This is a genomic window from Alkalibacillus aidingensis, assembly GCF_014595945.1.
Classification (GTDB): Bacteria; Bacillota; Bacilli; order Bacillales; family Alkalibacillaceae; genus Alkalibacillus; species Alkalibacillus aidingensis.
In genome coordinates this window covers 1-12,800 of sequence record NZ_JABXWU010000009.1, presented here as the reverse complement: position 1 = coordinate 12,800, position 12,800 = coordinate 1, and the positions used below count along the sequence as shown (strand labels likewise).

15 protein-coding genes and 9 tRNA genes are annotated in these 12,800 nt (G+C 37.9%); 23 read left to right on the top strand and 1 reads right to left on the bottom strand.

Annotated features, from left to right (window positions below):
• Positions 1-124 precede the first annotated feature (124 nt).
• From HWQ49_RS11665 to HWQ49_RS11605, 13 genes are all read left to right on the top strand, one after another.
• A complete protein-coding gene (locus HWQ49_RS11665; RefSeq protein ID WP_188207799.1) occupies positions 125-1,144 on the top strand; it encodes a LolA family protein in 1,020 nt (339 codons plus the stop codon).
• Positions 1,145-1,320: 176 nt separating this feature from the next.
• Positions 1,321-2,442 (top strand): alanine racemase, encoded by a 1,122-nt coding sequence (alr, locus tag HWQ49_RS11660; protein ID WP_188207798.1) that lies wholly within the window; start codon positions 1,321-1,323, stop codon positions 2,440-2,442.
• A 101-nt stretch (positions 2,443-2,543) separates the two neighbouring features.
• Complete coding sequence (locus tag HWQ49_RS11655; protein WP_188207797.1) at positions 2,544-2,825, top strand: antitoxin; 282 nt, start codon at positions 2,544-2,546, stop codon at positions 2,823-2,825.
• 5 nt (positions 2,826-2,830) lie between these two features.
• Complete coding sequence (locus HWQ49_RS11650) at positions 2,831-3,181, top strand: type II toxin-antitoxin system PemK/MazF family toxin (RefSeq protein ID WP_188207796.1); 351 nt, start codon at positions 2,831-2,833, stop codon at positions 3,179-3,181.
• Positions 3,182-3,442: 261 nt separating this feature from the next.
• Positions 3,443-4,309 (top strand): STAS domain-containing protein, encoded by an 867-nt coding sequence (locus tag HWQ49_RS11645; RefSeq protein WP_188207795.1) that lies wholly within the window; start codon positions 3,443-3,445, stop codon positions 4,307-4,309.
• 5 nt (positions 4,310-4,314) lie between these two features.
• Complete coding sequence (locus HWQ49_RS11640; protein WP_223155154.1) at positions 4,315-4,674, top strand: STAS domain-containing protein; 360 nt, start codon at positions 4,315-4,317, stop codon at positions 4,672-4,674.
• Positions 4,674-5,078, top strand: a complete 405-nt coding sequence (locus tag HWQ49_RS11635) for an anti-sigma regulatory factor (RefSeq protein ID WP_188207793.1) — start codon at positions 4,674-4,676, stop codon at positions 5,076-5,078. The genes HWQ49_RS11640 and HWQ49_RS11635 overlap by 1 nt, the downstream gene beginning before the upstream one ends.
• A gap of 14 nt (positions 5,079-5,092) precedes the next feature.
• The gene (locus HWQ49_RS11630) at positions 5,093-6,103 is read left to right on the top strand and encodes a PP2C family protein-serine/threonine phosphatase (protein WP_188207792.1); all 1,011 of its coding nucleotides are present in this window, start codon (positions 5,093-5,095) and stop codon (positions 6,101-6,103) included.
• Positions 6,104-6,164: 61 nt separating this feature from the next.
• The gene (locus HWQ49_RS11625) at positions 6,165-6,494 is read left to right on the top strand and encodes an STAS domain-containing protein (RefSeq protein ID WP_188207791.1); all 330 of its coding nucleotides are present in this window, start codon (positions 6,165-6,167) and stop codon (positions 6,492-6,494) included.
• Positions 6,491-6,970, top strand: a complete 480-nt coding sequence (rsbW, locus tag HWQ49_RS11620; RefSeq protein ID WP_188207790.1) for an anti-sigma B factor RsbW — start codon at positions 6,491-6,493, stop codon at positions 6,968-6,970. Before HWQ49_RS11625 ends, rsbW begins: the two co-directional genes overlap by 4 nt.
• Positions 6,942-7,730 carry an RNA polymerase sigma factor SigB gene (gene sigB, locus HWQ49_RS11615; protein ID WP_188207789.1) on the top strand — a complete coding sequence of 263 codons (789 nt, stop codon included), beginning with the start codon at positions 6,942-6,944 and terminating at the stop codon, positions 7,728-7,730. The genes rsbW and sigB overlap by 29 nt, the downstream gene beginning before the upstream one ends.
• Complete coding sequence (locus HWQ49_RS11610) at positions 7,727-8,326, top strand: SpoIIE family protein phosphatase (RefSeq protein WP_188207788.1); 600 nt, start codon at positions 7,727-7,729, stop codon at positions 8,324-8,326. The genes sigB and HWQ49_RS11610 overlap by 4 nt, the downstream gene beginning before the upstream one ends.
• A 98-nt stretch (positions 8,327-8,424) precedes the next feature.
• Positions 8,425-10,590, top strand: a complete 2,166-nt coding sequence (locus HWQ49_RS11605; protein ID WP_188207787.1) for a Tex family protein — start codon at positions 8,425-8,427, stop codon at positions 10,588-10,590.
• On the opposite strand, the gene cmpA is transcribed toward HWQ49_RS11605, so the two are convergent.
• Positions 10,587-10,703 (bottom strand): cortex morphogenetic protein CmpA, encoded by a 117-nt coding sequence (cmpA, locus tag HWQ49_RS11600; RefSeq protein WP_188207786.1) that lies wholly within the window; start codon positions 10,701-10,703, stop codon positions 10,587-10,589. The genes HWQ49_RS11605 and cmpA overlap by 4 nt on opposite strands.
• A gap of 345 nt (positions 10,704-11,048) precedes the next feature.
• Here cmpA and HWQ49_RS11595 point away from each other — a divergent pair, with 345 nt between their 5' ends.
• The 10 genes from HWQ49_RS11595 (at position 11,049) to HWQ49_RS11550 (ending at position 12,720) form a co-directional block, all read left to right on the top strand.
• Positions 11,049-11,498, top strand: coding sequence for a SprT family protein (locus tag HWQ49_RS11595; RefSeq protein WP_188207785.1), 450 nt, complete (start codon positions 11,049-11,051; stop codon positions 11,496-11,498).
• A gap of 239 nt (positions 11,499-11,737) precedes the next feature.
• Positions 11,738-11,812 (top strand) — tRNA-Asn (locus tag HWQ49_RS11590).
• Position 11,813: 1 nt separating this feature from the next.
• A tRNA-Ser gene (locus HWQ49_RS11585) sits at positions 11,814-11,904 on the top strand.
• 9 nt (positions 11,905-11,913) lie between these two features.
• A tRNA-Glu gene (locus HWQ49_RS11580) sits at positions 11,914-11,985 on the top strand.
• Positions 11,986-11,997: 12 nt separating this feature from the next.
• Positions 11,998-12,074, top strand: a tRNA-Asp gene (locus tag HWQ49_RS11575).
• Positions 12,075-12,087: 13 nt separating this feature from the next.
• Positions 12,088-12,162: transfer RNA gene (locus tag HWQ49_RS11570), tRNA-Gln, on the top strand.
• A gap of 118 nt (positions 12,163-12,280) precedes the next feature.
• Positions 12,281-12,366, top strand: a tRNA-Leu gene (locus tag HWQ49_RS11565).
• 60 nt (positions 12,367-12,426) lie between these two features.
• Positions 12,427-12,503 (top strand) — tRNA-Arg (locus HWQ49_RS11560).
• A 61-nt stretch (positions 12,504-12,564) separates the two neighbouring features.
• Positions 12,565-12,638 (top strand) — tRNA-Gly (locus tag HWQ49_RS11555).
• A 5-nt stretch (positions 12,639-12,643) separates the two neighbouring features.
• A tRNA-Ile gene (locus HWQ49_RS11550) sits at positions 12,644-12,720 on the top strand.
• The last annotated feature ends 80 nt before the right edge of the window (positions 12,721-12,800 follow it).

Here is a 12,800-nt window from a genome sequence, read left to right as displayed (position 1 = left end):
CCTTGTCTCATATAGTGTAGTGCGGGTAACAAAAAGGGATCCAATGTGCACATTGTCACCGCAACTGAATAGATCGCTTGTCAATTAAACAAGCAATGAAAAATGAGGCGAAGGAGTTGTCCAAATGAAAAGAAAACTAATGCTCTTCATTTCCATGATGTTAACAACTATCTTTTTAACAGCATGCGGCGAAGAGACGGTGGAGGATGTTCTACAATCACTTGAAAACCAAGTTGATGACATGTCGAGTTTCACGGCGACTGCAGAAATGACAATGAACACAGGAGAGGAAGCACAACAATACCAAATCGACGTGTGGCACAAGAAGGAAGATTACTACAAGGTTGTGATGAATAATCAAACGGATGAAAAAGGTAATCAGGTCATTTTACGTAATGATGAAGGTGTATTTGTACTAACTCCTTCGATCAATAAGAGTTACAAGTTCCAAAATGATTGGCCTGAACATCACAGCCAACCCTATCTGTACACTTCATTAGTTAAAGACATAGTTAATGATAGTGAAAGAGAATTTCAGATGACAGAGAATTATTACGTATTTAAAGTGAAAACAAATTACCAGGGTAATCAACAGTTACCATTCCAAGAAATTTACTTCCATAAAGACACATATGAGCCTGCCTTAGTGAGAGTGCAAGACCATAATGGAGATACGATTGTAGAAGTAGACTTCTCTTCTTTTGAATTTAATGTAGACATTGACGATTCTGAGTTTGATACTGAACAAAACCTCTCTGAAGGTGCAGTTAGTGTCCCAACGATGGCAGAGTTGGAAGAGCAAGATATGGAAGTGTATTTCCCAAGCTTTGTTCCAGAAGAAACATCCCCTGCTAGCGAAGAAATTGTTGAGTTTGAAGATGGCGAACGTGTCATTCTTTCTTATGAAGGGGAAAAACCTTTCACACTTATTCAAGAGAAATATGACACTTATCCAACAAGCTTAATGATCCCTGTACATGCTGGTGGTGACATGGTTGACCTTGGATTCACGGTTGGTCATATGACTAACAACTCACTAGAGTGGGAGAAGGATGGTATGAGATTTGTTATTGCTAGTGAGTCTTTAACTGAAAATGAAATGATTGAAGTTGCGCAGTCTGTTGAGGTCCAAGCGGTTAAGTAAGGTATGTGATTTAACTTGTATGATTCACTATTCATTTATATATGCAGAAAGCTAAACTAGAAAATGCCCAACATTATCATTGGGCATTTTTCTTATGGGTTTAACAATTTAGGCTACGTGTTGACAATTTAAGGACTTGAGATGGATAATGTGACTAAAAAAGAAGGTCATTCTTTATGAAAGAAAATAACTTTTACCGTGACACATGGGCAGAAGTTGACTTAATCGCGATCAAACACAATATCAGGGAAATCAGCAAGCTATATCAAGATCAAAAAAATATCTATGCCGTTGTGAAGGCAAATGCGTATGGTCATGGGGATGTAGAAGTGGCCAAAGCTGCAATTGAAGCAGGAGCTAATCGATTGGCTGTTGCATTATTAGATGAGGCCATTAAATTACGCCAACACTATCAAGACATCCCTATTTTAGTGCTTGGAAGAATTCGACCAGAAGACGCGCCAATTGCTGCTAAATATAAGATCACTGTTACTGTGTTTCAGAAAGAGTGGGTTCAAGAAGCGAAGAAGCATTTAAATGATGTGCTTAGTATTCATTTAAAAATTGACACAGGAATGAACCGTATAGGTATAAGGACGTTTTTAGAAGCGTATGATGTATTAAATGAGGTTTGTTCTTCTAAAATAGAAATAACAGGAATTTATACACATTTTGCTACTGCCGATGAAGAAGATCAAAGTTATTTACAAAGTCAGCTGGTGCAATTTCAAAAATATCTTCAGGAGCTTAAAGGTGAATTTACGGAAACGGTTGAAGTTCATGTAGGTAATTCTGCTGCTGCAATGAGATACCCAGAATCTATGTATGATGCCGTACGATTTGGCATAGGAATGTATGGACTGTACCCATCAGACACAGTTAGAAATGAATCTGATATAGTTCTTAAGCCTGCATTCTCATTACATAGTCGGCTGACGCACGTAAAAGAGATTGAACCAGGTGAATCAGTTAGTTATGGAGCTACCTATACAGCTACAGAGAACGAATGGATTGGTACCATTCCAATAGGCTATGGTGACGGGTGGACTCGCAAACTACAAAACTTTTCTATTATGGTAGATGGAAAGAAGTTTCGGCTAGTTGGGCGAATTTGTATGGATCAATGCATGGTTAAATTGAATCAACCCTATCCCGTTGATACGAAAGTTACATTGATCGGAGTCAACCAGGGTGAAATGGTTACGATGGATGAAGTGGCAGACTATTTAGATACGATCAATTACGAAATTCCTTGTATGATTAATCAACGGGTACCGAGGGTATTTATAAATCATTAATGCTAAACAAGGAAAGAGTTAGATTTTCCTTTACGAAAGTTAGCGAATAATGTTATGATGTTTTTAGATTTGTTGTTCGTATAAACGTTGGGGGTGTAAGGATGTCTGAATCTTCGAAAGAGGTAGTTGTCCATCTACCGATATCTTTACTTGATGAATGTGATGAATTAGTTGATAATCAAGAGGACATGGTTGATCGTCATCAGCTTATTCTGCAAGCTGTTAACAACTATGTGAAACAAGAAAAGAAACGTAAAATTAAAGAAATGATGCGCCGTGGTTATGTAGAAATGAAAAATATCAACTTAGATATCGCATCGGAAGCTTTCCAAGCTGAAGAGGAGGCTGAAACCACTCTAGAGCGCTTAGTGAGTGGGGTGTAATTAATTTGTATGTTAAACGAGGCGACGTCTACTACGCAGACCTGACCCCCGTGGTAGGCTCTGAGCAAGGCGGTGTTCGCCCAGTGCTTATTATTCAAAATAATATAGGTAATCGATTTAGTCCAACTGTAATCGTTGCAGCTATTACAGCACAAATTCAAAAAGCTAAATTACCAACACACGTGGAAATAGATGCAGATAAATATGACTTTGAACGTGATTCCGTTATTCTTTTAGAGCAAATCCGTACGATTGATAAGCAGCGATTAACAGACAAAATTACGACACTTGATGAATATTTAATGGGTCAAGTCGATGATGCCTTACAAATCAGCTTAGGATTATTAGATTTGTAAAAATAGGACAGAACGCCTTTTATGAGTATGTTAGTACGACATATTTATAAAAGGCGTTTTTTATTTGTGAAGTCAATTTTCTATAGATGTAGGACTTTATAGAATTTCTGATGAATATATTATTAAGGTTGAGGGTGGGTCTAGGTAATTTGTCCTTTCCTTTGTTTGAGCTGTTTTCGTTTTCTGAAAAATGTAGAAAAATAAGTGATATAGTGATAAATTGATAATATGGAAGAGTTTCACTTAGGAGGTTTTTGAGTTATGGAATTTAAAGAGATCGTTTTAGAACATAGTGATACAGTGGTAGAACGTTGGCTAAATCAGTTGGATAATGGTGCTTTAAACGAATATAGCTCAACTATTTCTCATGAAATGATTGAACAAATTAATCGTGAGTTTGCTGATTTAATTATATTAAGCTTAAAATCCGATGCTAAGAATCTTAAAGAATTAGATGAGTTTGCTGAAAAGATTGTTAACTTAGGATGGCCATTCGGATATATCACAGAAGGTCTCCAGCAATTCCGTTCGATTAGTATTCGATTTATTTTAGAGAAAACAAACAAAGAGAGTAAGTCTTTTTTTATTGAGGTAATGGATGGGGTTAACAAGTGGATCGATCCACTTAAAGTTCGCTTACTAAACGAGTATTCTAGCAATTGGAATAATATTATTTCACTTCAGAAGATGGCCTTAGAGGAGTTATCAGCTCCGTTAATTCCAGTTATGGATGAGATTACGATCATGCCACTGGTTGGGATGATTGATACAGATCGGGCCAAAATGATCATGGAAAATTTATTAAATGGTGTAGTTAAACAGCGAACAGATGTAGTGTTAATTGACATTACTGGTGTCCCAGTCGTTGATACGATGGTTGCTCATCACATTATTCAAGCAGCAGAAGCAGTACGATTATTGGGAGCTACTTGTATACTGGTAGGCATTAGGCCAGAAATTGCACAGACCATTGTTAACTTAGGAATTGATTTAAGCCAGTTCCAAACAAAGAGTTCGTTACAGAAAGGATTTCAGACTGCCCTACAAATAACAGGAAAGAGTATTCACTCAGACAATCAGGAGCAAGAGGATATCGAAGCTATAATAGGAGCAATTGAGAAGGAGTGATCGATTTGCGTATCCCTATTTTAAAGTTACATAACTATCTATTAGTTTCTATACAAATTGACTTGGACGACCAAACTGCCATTCAATTTCAAGAGGATCTTTTAAATAAAATTCATGAAACAGGTGCAACTGGAGTGGTTATTGATTTAACATCTGTGGAAGTGATTGACTCATTTATAGCAAAGGTTTTTGGTGATGTCGTGTCGATGGCTAGTTTAATGGGAGCGAAAGTTGTATTTACTGGCATCCAACCGGCAGTATCTATGACTTTAATTGAACTTGGTATTTATTTGAAGGAGGTTCCAACAGCACTAGATTTAGAACAAGGAATCGTTAAGTTAAGACAAGAATTGGAGGAGAAGTGATGGAAAAAACTCTATCCTCTGTAATTATTAAAAAAGAGTGGGATATTGTTGGAGCAAGACAGGCTGGTCGTAAGATTGCTATTGATTTAGGATTTGGTTCTGTTGACCAAGCCCGAATAACGACCGCAATATCTGAATTAGCCCGTAATATATATTTATACGCAAAACATGGTGAGATCACTTTCGAAAAGGTATATGGTGTAAGGAAAGTGGGCATTAAAATTATTGCTTCAGATCGTGGACCAGGGATTAGGGAAATTAGTTCAGTAATGAAAGATGGTTATTCCACATCCGGTGGTTTAGGAGCTGGCTTACCAGGTGTAAAAAGGCTAATGGATGAATTTGATATACAATCCGATGACCATGGTACAAAAGTGACCGTTATTAAATGGGCACGGCAATAGGAGGTGGGGTGGAGGTGAGCTCTTTAAAATCAGATATTAGTAATTATAAAGAGTTATTATCTCAATACCTTGAATCAAGAGATGAAGCAGTCTTGTACCAAGCAGAGCAATTTAGTAAACAAACGATCCAACAAAATATTTCACCAGATGAGATCGTTAATGAGCATTATCAAGCTTTACAAGAACTGATACCGAATATGGATGAAACGGTTAAAGATTCATTCCAATTTTTAATTGAAACAATGATCTCTTATGGTCTAGCTTATCAAGAGCATCAGGTTTTGCGTGAGAAGCAAATCGAGCTAAGATCCGAAATAGGGGTTGCGGCAAATATGCAGGAAACATTGCTGAAAACACAGATTCCAGATTATACTACGATTGATATTGGTGTGAAATCAGTCCCAGCTAAAGAGATGAATGGTGATTATCATCATTTTATAAGAGATACACAAGGGAATCTGGGAGTTGCTGTAGCTGATGTTATTGGAAAAGGAATACCTGCAGCGTTTTGTATGTCGATGATTAAATTTGCCTTAGAAAGTTTTTCAGATAATCAAATCTATCCTGAGTGGGTTCTAGATTCACTAAATCGAGTCGTTTTTAGGAATCTTGAAGAAGGTATGTTTGTTACCATGTTTTATGGTTTATATGACATTTATACTCATCAGTTTTACTATTCGTCTGCTGGCCATGAGCCTTGTTTTGTCTATCGTTCAGATTCTGATGAATTTGAAAAGATTGATGCAAAGGGGTTACTATTAGGCGTTGAAAATGACGTTATTTATGAGCAACGCCAAACAACGATTACAAAAGGTGATTACATTGTTCTCCTTACCGATGGAGTGACGGAATGTCGTATGGGTGATAGGTTTCTCAAACAGCAAGAAGTGTTAGATGTCATTAAATTGTATGCCGATTTACCTTCAAGTGATATTGCAGAGAATGTATTTAAACATTTTGAACGCTTGCAGGATTTTGATTTAAGAGATGATATTACTATTATAGTTATAAAAAGAAATGAATAATGAGTTTATACTTAGTTCAATGAGGGAACTTAAATATTAGTATCGAATGGGGGAAACGATGATGAATCTACATATCGATGATCATCAAGAAGGAGATGTAACGGTTTTAAAATTGTCAGGTGAAATTGATGCATATACGGCGCCACAGTTAAAGGAAAAATTGTTGGCGTTGGTTGAGGAAAATCCTACAGTACATGTTGACCTAGCTAGAGTAAGTTACATGGACAGTACTGGTTTAGGTGTGTTTATAAGCGCATTAAAGACTTCTAAAGAGAAAGAACATGCGCTTAAATTAATCAACTTACAAGAAAACGTATATCGCCTCTTTAATATCACAGGACTCAACGATGTCATTGATATCGAAAATACGGTAAGAGGTGAGTTGTCATGAATGAAGAGTTTGAGTTCTTAGAGATGAAATTGCCTGCTAAGTCAGAATTTGTTGGGGTGTTAAGATTAACGGTATCTGGAATTGCCAATCGTATGGGTTTTTCTTATGAGGAAATTGAAGATTTAAAAGTAGCTATCTCCGAGGCAATTACCAATGCTGTGGATCACGCCTACTATGAAGAAGATTCCGGTGAAGTCACTGTAGGTTTTGGAATGTACGAAGATCGTTTAGAAGTTATGGTTGCTGATCGAGGTGGTAGTTTTGACTTACAAAAGGTTAAAGAACAAATTGGTCCATACCATGATGGTGTTCCAGTTGAGAACATGCGTGAAGGAGGGTTTGGTCTTTTCTTAATTGATGCCCTGATGGATAAGGTAGAGATTAATAGTAACCACGGTGTCATAGTACTTATGACCAAGTTTTTGTACGAAAATGAGGTGGGGCAAAGTGACGACCAAATCTCAACACCACAATAATGAAGAGGATGTTTATGAACTGATCAGGTATCTACATGAATTTCCTGATGATGAACCCACTCAGGAAAAAATCATCTACAAATACGAAAACTTGGTCCATTCATTGGCGAGGAAATATTCACATAATAGCGAAGTTCATGAGGATTTAGTACAAGTGGGGATGCTTGGATTAATGGCAGCAATTAGGAGGTATGACGATTCACATGGTAAATCATTTGAATCGTTTGCTATCCCTACTATTATCGGGGAAATTAAGCGTTATATTAGGGATAAAACTTGGAGTATCCACGTTCCAAGGCGGATTAAGGAATTAGGCCCTAAAATTAGAAAAGCTGTTGAAGAGTTGACGACTGACTTACAAGGTTCTCCCTCAGTGGCTGATATAGCGAATTATTTAGAGGTTTCCGAAGAAGAAGTCTTGGAGACAATGGAGATGAGTAAGAGTTATAATGCTCTTTCAACTGATCGTAAAATAGAAGCAGATTCTGATGGCAGTACCGTAACCATTTTAGACTTAGTTGGCAGCCAAGAACAAGGGTATGAACAAACTAATTATAAGTTAATTATTGAGACGATGATGCCACTTTTAAGTGAACGGGAGCAAAAGGTTTTAAAATATACTTATTTTGAAAACCTGAGTCAAAAGGAAGCTGGAGAGCGACTCGGACTTTCCCAAATGCATGTTTCAAGATTGCAACGTCGAGCCTTAAGAAAGTTAAGAGATTCCATGAGTGAGGAAGACATGGAGGTTTTATTTTGAGTGAAAACCATATGGAAGTAGCCGTTTATCAAACAGCGAAGCATGGTAACGATTGCTCAGGCGATTCCTACTTCTATATAGAGACAGACGACGGCTTTATATGTGCTTTAGCAGATGGGTTAGGTAGTGGTGAGTTAGCAAAAGCTTCATCAGAAACGGTTATTCAAGTGGTCCAAAAGAAGATTGATGAACCACTAGATTCGTTAATCGACCTTTGTAACGAGGCTTTATCTGGGAAGAATATGCGTGGGTGTGTATTAAGCATATTAAGAATTGATTATCAACATTGCCGCTACTCCTATGCTTCTATAGGGAATATTGGTGTTGTTGTCGTCAATGAAGATGGCTCGAAAAAGCGTAACATCCCAAATCCTGGTTATCTATCAGGAATAAAACGTGATGTTAACATTCACCGGGGTGCTCTTGAAGATGGGGCAGTCTTTTTTATGTTTTCAGATGGCGTGAATGAACGTCAGTTAACAAAGGAGTTTTATAGCCAAAAGTCGATGCAATCCACCATTAATTGGTTCACATTGCAACAACAAAAGAACAGTCATGACGACACGACCTTAATTGCGATGAAATACCACGCATAATTTATACATCATATGTTCGCTCTAGCATCAAGGATGTTAGAGCTTTTTTAAATACTCTGTTACAATAAGAGCGTGATTTTTTTTGAGGAGGAAACAATTTGCAAGAATCAAATACAAACCTAATTCAAGCTGTATCAAAGCAAATCAATATACAATCAACCATCGTTTCAAAAGTTGTTGAGATGATTGAAGACGGAAATACCGTTCCATTTATTGCTCGTTATCGAAAAGAACAAACGAAAGGCTTAGATGAAACTCAGATCCAGTCGATTAAAGAAACCTACGATTATCAGTTACAATTACATACGCGTAAAGAGGAAGTTATTCGTTTAATTGATGAACAAGGAAAATTATCAGATCAATTAATGCAAGAAATTATGGAGGCGACTAAACTTCAAAGAGTAGAAGATTTGTATCGACCTTATAAGCAAAAACGCCGGACACGTGCAACAATTGCTAAAGAAAAAGGGCTTGAGCCGTTAGCAGAGCTTATTTGGAAGCAGCAAGGAATTGAATTGCGTGCTGAAGCGGAAAAGTATTTATCTGAAGAGCATGAACTTACGGATGTTGACTCAGTACTCCAAGGAGCAAATGACATCATTGCAGAATGGATTTCAGATGAACCTGCTTATCGAGAAGAAATTCGTTCATTAACCTTCAATAAAGGATCGATTATAACAGAAATAAAGAAAAATGCCGAAGATGAAAAAGAAATATTTCAAATGTACTACGACTATCAAGAGCCAATTAGAAGTGTTGCTTCACACCGTGTCTTAGCCATGAACCGTGGTGAGAAGGAAAAGGTACTTAAGATTTCGATTGAATCACCCGTTGAGACCATTCTTCATTATATTAAGCAGTCAGTTATTAAAAATCAGTACACTGCCGAAAAGTCATTTTTAGAGACTGCCATTGAAGATAGCTACAAACGATTAATTGAACCTTCAATTGAACGTGACATTCGCACATCGCTAACCGAAACGGCTGAAGAGCAGGCGATTGAAATCTTTGCTAAGAACCTACGTAGCTTACTGCTACAACCACCATTAAAGGGGAAAACAATCCTGGGAGTGGACCCAGCCTACCGCACTGGATGTAAGCTTGCGGTCGTAGATGAAACCGGGCAAATGGAAACAGTAGGGGTGATCTATCCGACTGAGCCGAAAAAGGATATTGCAGGTGCTGAGAAGAAAGTAATGGAGCTGATGAAGCACTACCCAATTGAATTAATTGCTATTGGTAATGGGACGGCATCACGCGAAACAGAACAATTTATCGCAGACCTTATTCAAAAGCAGCATTTAGATGTGGCATATTTAATTGTTAATGAAGCGGGAGCAAGTGTGTATTCTGCTTCAAAACTTGCTCGAGAAGAGTTCCCTGATTTACAAGTGGAAGAAAGAAGTGCTGTGTCGATCGCAAGACGAGTGCAAGACCCATTAAGTGAGTTAGTCAAAATTGATCCGAAATCCATAGGGGTAGGACAATATCAACATGATGTTAGTCAGAAGAAACTGAGTGAATCCCTATCCTTTGTTGTGGAGACAGCAGTTAACCAAGTAGGGGTTAATGTAAATACAGCTTCTTCTTCGTTATTACAGTATATTTCTGGCCTTAATAAAACAGTAGCCAATAATATCGTTAAATACCGTGAAGAAAATGGTAAGTTCACTAATCGAAAACAGATCAAAAAAGTTCCACGCTTGGGAGCAAAAACATATGAACAAGCTATCGGTTTCTTGCGTATATTGGATGGAGATAACCCACTCGATCGCACCTCCATTCACCCAGAAAGTTATGGTGTGACCGAGCAGTTGTTAGAACGTTTAGATTTATCCATATCTGATATTGGATCAGATAGGATTAATGAACAGATTAATCATAGTTCGATTAAGAAGCTTCAACGAGGTCTAAATGTCGGGGAATTAACCTTACAAGATATTATTAATGATTTAAAGAAACCGAACAGAGACCCAAGAGATGAATTACCTAAACCATTGTTGAAGACAAATGTGTTATCGATGGAAGATCTAGAGCAAGGTATGGAGTTACAAGGAACCATACGTAATGTAGTTGACTTTGGTGCCTTTGTTGACATTGGCGTAAAACAAGATGGCCTCGTCCACATATCAAAGTTATCTAATCGATTTGTTAAAAATCCATTAGATGTTGTTGCTGTGGGAGATATCGTGACTGTTTGGGTTGATGAAGTAGATGTTAAAAGACAAAGAATTGCATTGACTATGATTCCAGTGACCAGTTAATCATCAAGAATATTCTTATAGTAAAAGAACCAACACTGATTTAACGTTTTAATTTGTTGAATATCTTTTGAAGCGTAAGCTCTTAAAAGTTGATTTTGTAACCAACTCGGCATATTAATCACCTTTTGAATTAGGTTATTTGTTACTATATAATATGCAAGAGTTGCTTAATTTGCTTCATAGACAACCATAAAAAAGCATCTAACAAAGATAAATTGTTTAGGGGCTTTTTAGAAAATCGCTCTGTTAAAGTCCGTTGTTGTTATGGTGCTTCGCTTTCGGTGGATGCTTTCTTAAGACCTGGACGGTCAAATGTCGATGTTGGCCATAGGACGTGGGGTTTTCACCGACCTGGAGTCGCCACCTTCTCCTTTCACCATACAACAACTAAGTACTCTTTTTTTTATACCAGCAACATTAAACTTTAACAGAGCCTTTAAAATAAGAGGGGAAAAGTAATGGAACCGTTTGAATTAGAAAGGATCACTAAAGAATTGTCTCAAAAGTATTTCAACAAACCGTTTAATGACCAAGTTATTTTTAATAAAAGGTTGAGAACAACAGGTGGCCGATATATACCATCTAAGAGAACAATAGAGATTAATCCTAAATATTATGGAGAATTGGGAATCGATGTATTAATTGGGATCATCAAACACGAGCTGTGTCACTACCATTTACATATAGAAGGTAAACCGTATGATCATCGCAGTAAAGAATTTAGGGCTTTATTAAAAGCAACAAACTCACCCAGGTTTTGTACACCTTTACCATCAGAGAGGGAAAAGCAAAAATACAAAATACAATGCCAACAATGTGGCAGTGAATATAGAAGAAAACGAAAGGTGGACTTACGGAAATATCGCTGTGGAAAGTGCCAGGGCAAATTGAGGTTAGTAACGAGTTAATTATGGTGAAAAAGTTTAAACAAGGTATTGACTCATTCTTAGAGCCGTGTTAAATTATATAAGCTGACAAAAACAGCACATCATTTACATTAATAACAAAATAAAAACTTTAAAATTACTAATTGACATTAAAAAAAAGTTGTTATATTATACTTTATGTCGCAACAAATTACTGATTAATTTTATTGAAACAATTAGTCAATAACAAGGTACTGATACTTGAAGTTTTGTTATTACATTCCAGCGTAGCTCAGTGGTAGAGCAGTTGGCTGTTAACCAATTGGTCGCAGGTTCGAATCCTGCCGCTGGAGCCATGGAGAAGTACCCAAGTGGCTGAAGGGGCGCCCCTGCTAAGGGTGTAGGTCGCGTAAGCGGCGCGAGGGTTCAAATCCCTCCTTCTCCGCCATTTAAACATGGCCCGTTGGTCAAGTGGTTAAGACACCGCCCTTTCACGGCGGTAACACGGGTTCGAATCCCGTACGGGTCACTTAATTAAATAGGTCCGGTAGTTCAGTTGGTTAGAATGCCTGCCTGTCACGCAGGAGGTCGCGGGTTCGAGTCCCGTCCGGACCGCCATTATAATTCAAATTGGGCCATAGCCAAGCGGTAAGGCAACGGGTTTTGGTCTCGTGATTCCCAGGTTCGAATCCTGGTGGCCCAGCCATTTATTTTATGACAATAAAATAATACTAATATAGTCTTTTTTTATGCCTTTAAATAGTAGATGTTAAAAGGCTAAACGTCGCCGGAGGTTCTAATGAATTCTCTTTGGCTCATCAATTGCGGTCGTGGCGGAACGGCAGACGCGCTAGGTTGAGGGCCTAGTGGGGTTTACCCCGTGGAGGTTCAAATCCTCTCGGCCGCACCAAAATTAAAAAAGTACTTGCATTAACCTTTAAAATTTGTTATTATAGATTTTGTCGCATTGGCGCCCGTAGCTCAACTGGATAGAGCGTTTGACTACGGATCAAAAGGTTAGGGGTTCGACTCCTCTCGGGCGCGCCATTGCTAATAAAAACAATTAATTTATTATTAGTTTATGTTTGAATTAATAGTTAATGAATATGCGGGTGTAGTTTAATGGCAAAACCTCAGCCTTCCAAGCTGATGTTGTGGGTTCGATTCCCATCACCCGCTCCATATATGGGCCTGTAGCTCAGTCGGTTAGAGCGCACGCCTGATAAGCGTGAGGTCGGTGGTTCAAGTCCACTCAGGCCCACCATATAATTAATATTTGAACCTTGAAAACTAAACAAAATAGCCTGACGTCAATTCGGTTTTCTTTCTAATCAGAGAGAAAAC

Bases quoted from the DNA above. Each gene is read 5' to 3' on its own strand.
- HWQ49_RS11665 (WP_188207799.1), top strand. From the start codon at position 125: ATGAAAAGAAAACTAATGCTCTTCATTTCCATGATGTTAACAACTATC.
- alr (WP_188207798.1), top strand. From the start codon at position 1,321: ATGAAAGAAAATAACTTTTACCGTGACACATGGGCAGAAGTTGACTTA.
- HWQ49_RS11655 (WP_188207797.1), top strand. From the start codon at position 2,544: ATGTCTGAATCTTCGAAAGAGGTAGTTGTCCATCTACCGATATCTTTA.
- HWQ49_RS11645 (WP_188207795.1), top strand. From the start codon at position 3,443: ATGGAATTTAAAGAGATCGTTTTAGAACATAGTGATACAGTGGTAGAA.
- HWQ49_RS11635 (WP_188207793.1), top strand. From the start codon at position 4,674: ATGGAAAAAACTCTATCCTCTGTAATTATTAAAAAAGAGTGGGATATT.
- HWQ49_RS11625 (WP_188207791.1), top strand. From the start codon at position 6,165: ATGAATCTACATATCGATGATCATCAAGAAGGAGATGTAACGGTTTTA.
- rsbW (WP_188207790.1), top strand. From the start codon at position 6,491: ATGAATGAAGAGTTTGAGTTCTTAGAGATGAAATTGCCTGCTAAGTCA.
- cmpA (WP_188207786.1), bottom strand. From the start codon at position 10,703: ATGCCGAGTTGGTTACAAAATCAACTTTTAAGAGCTTACGCTTCAAAA.
- HWQ49_RS11595 (WP_188207785.1), top strand. From the start codon at position 11,049: ATGGAACCGTTTGAATTAGAAAGGATCACTAAAGAATTGTCTCAAAAG.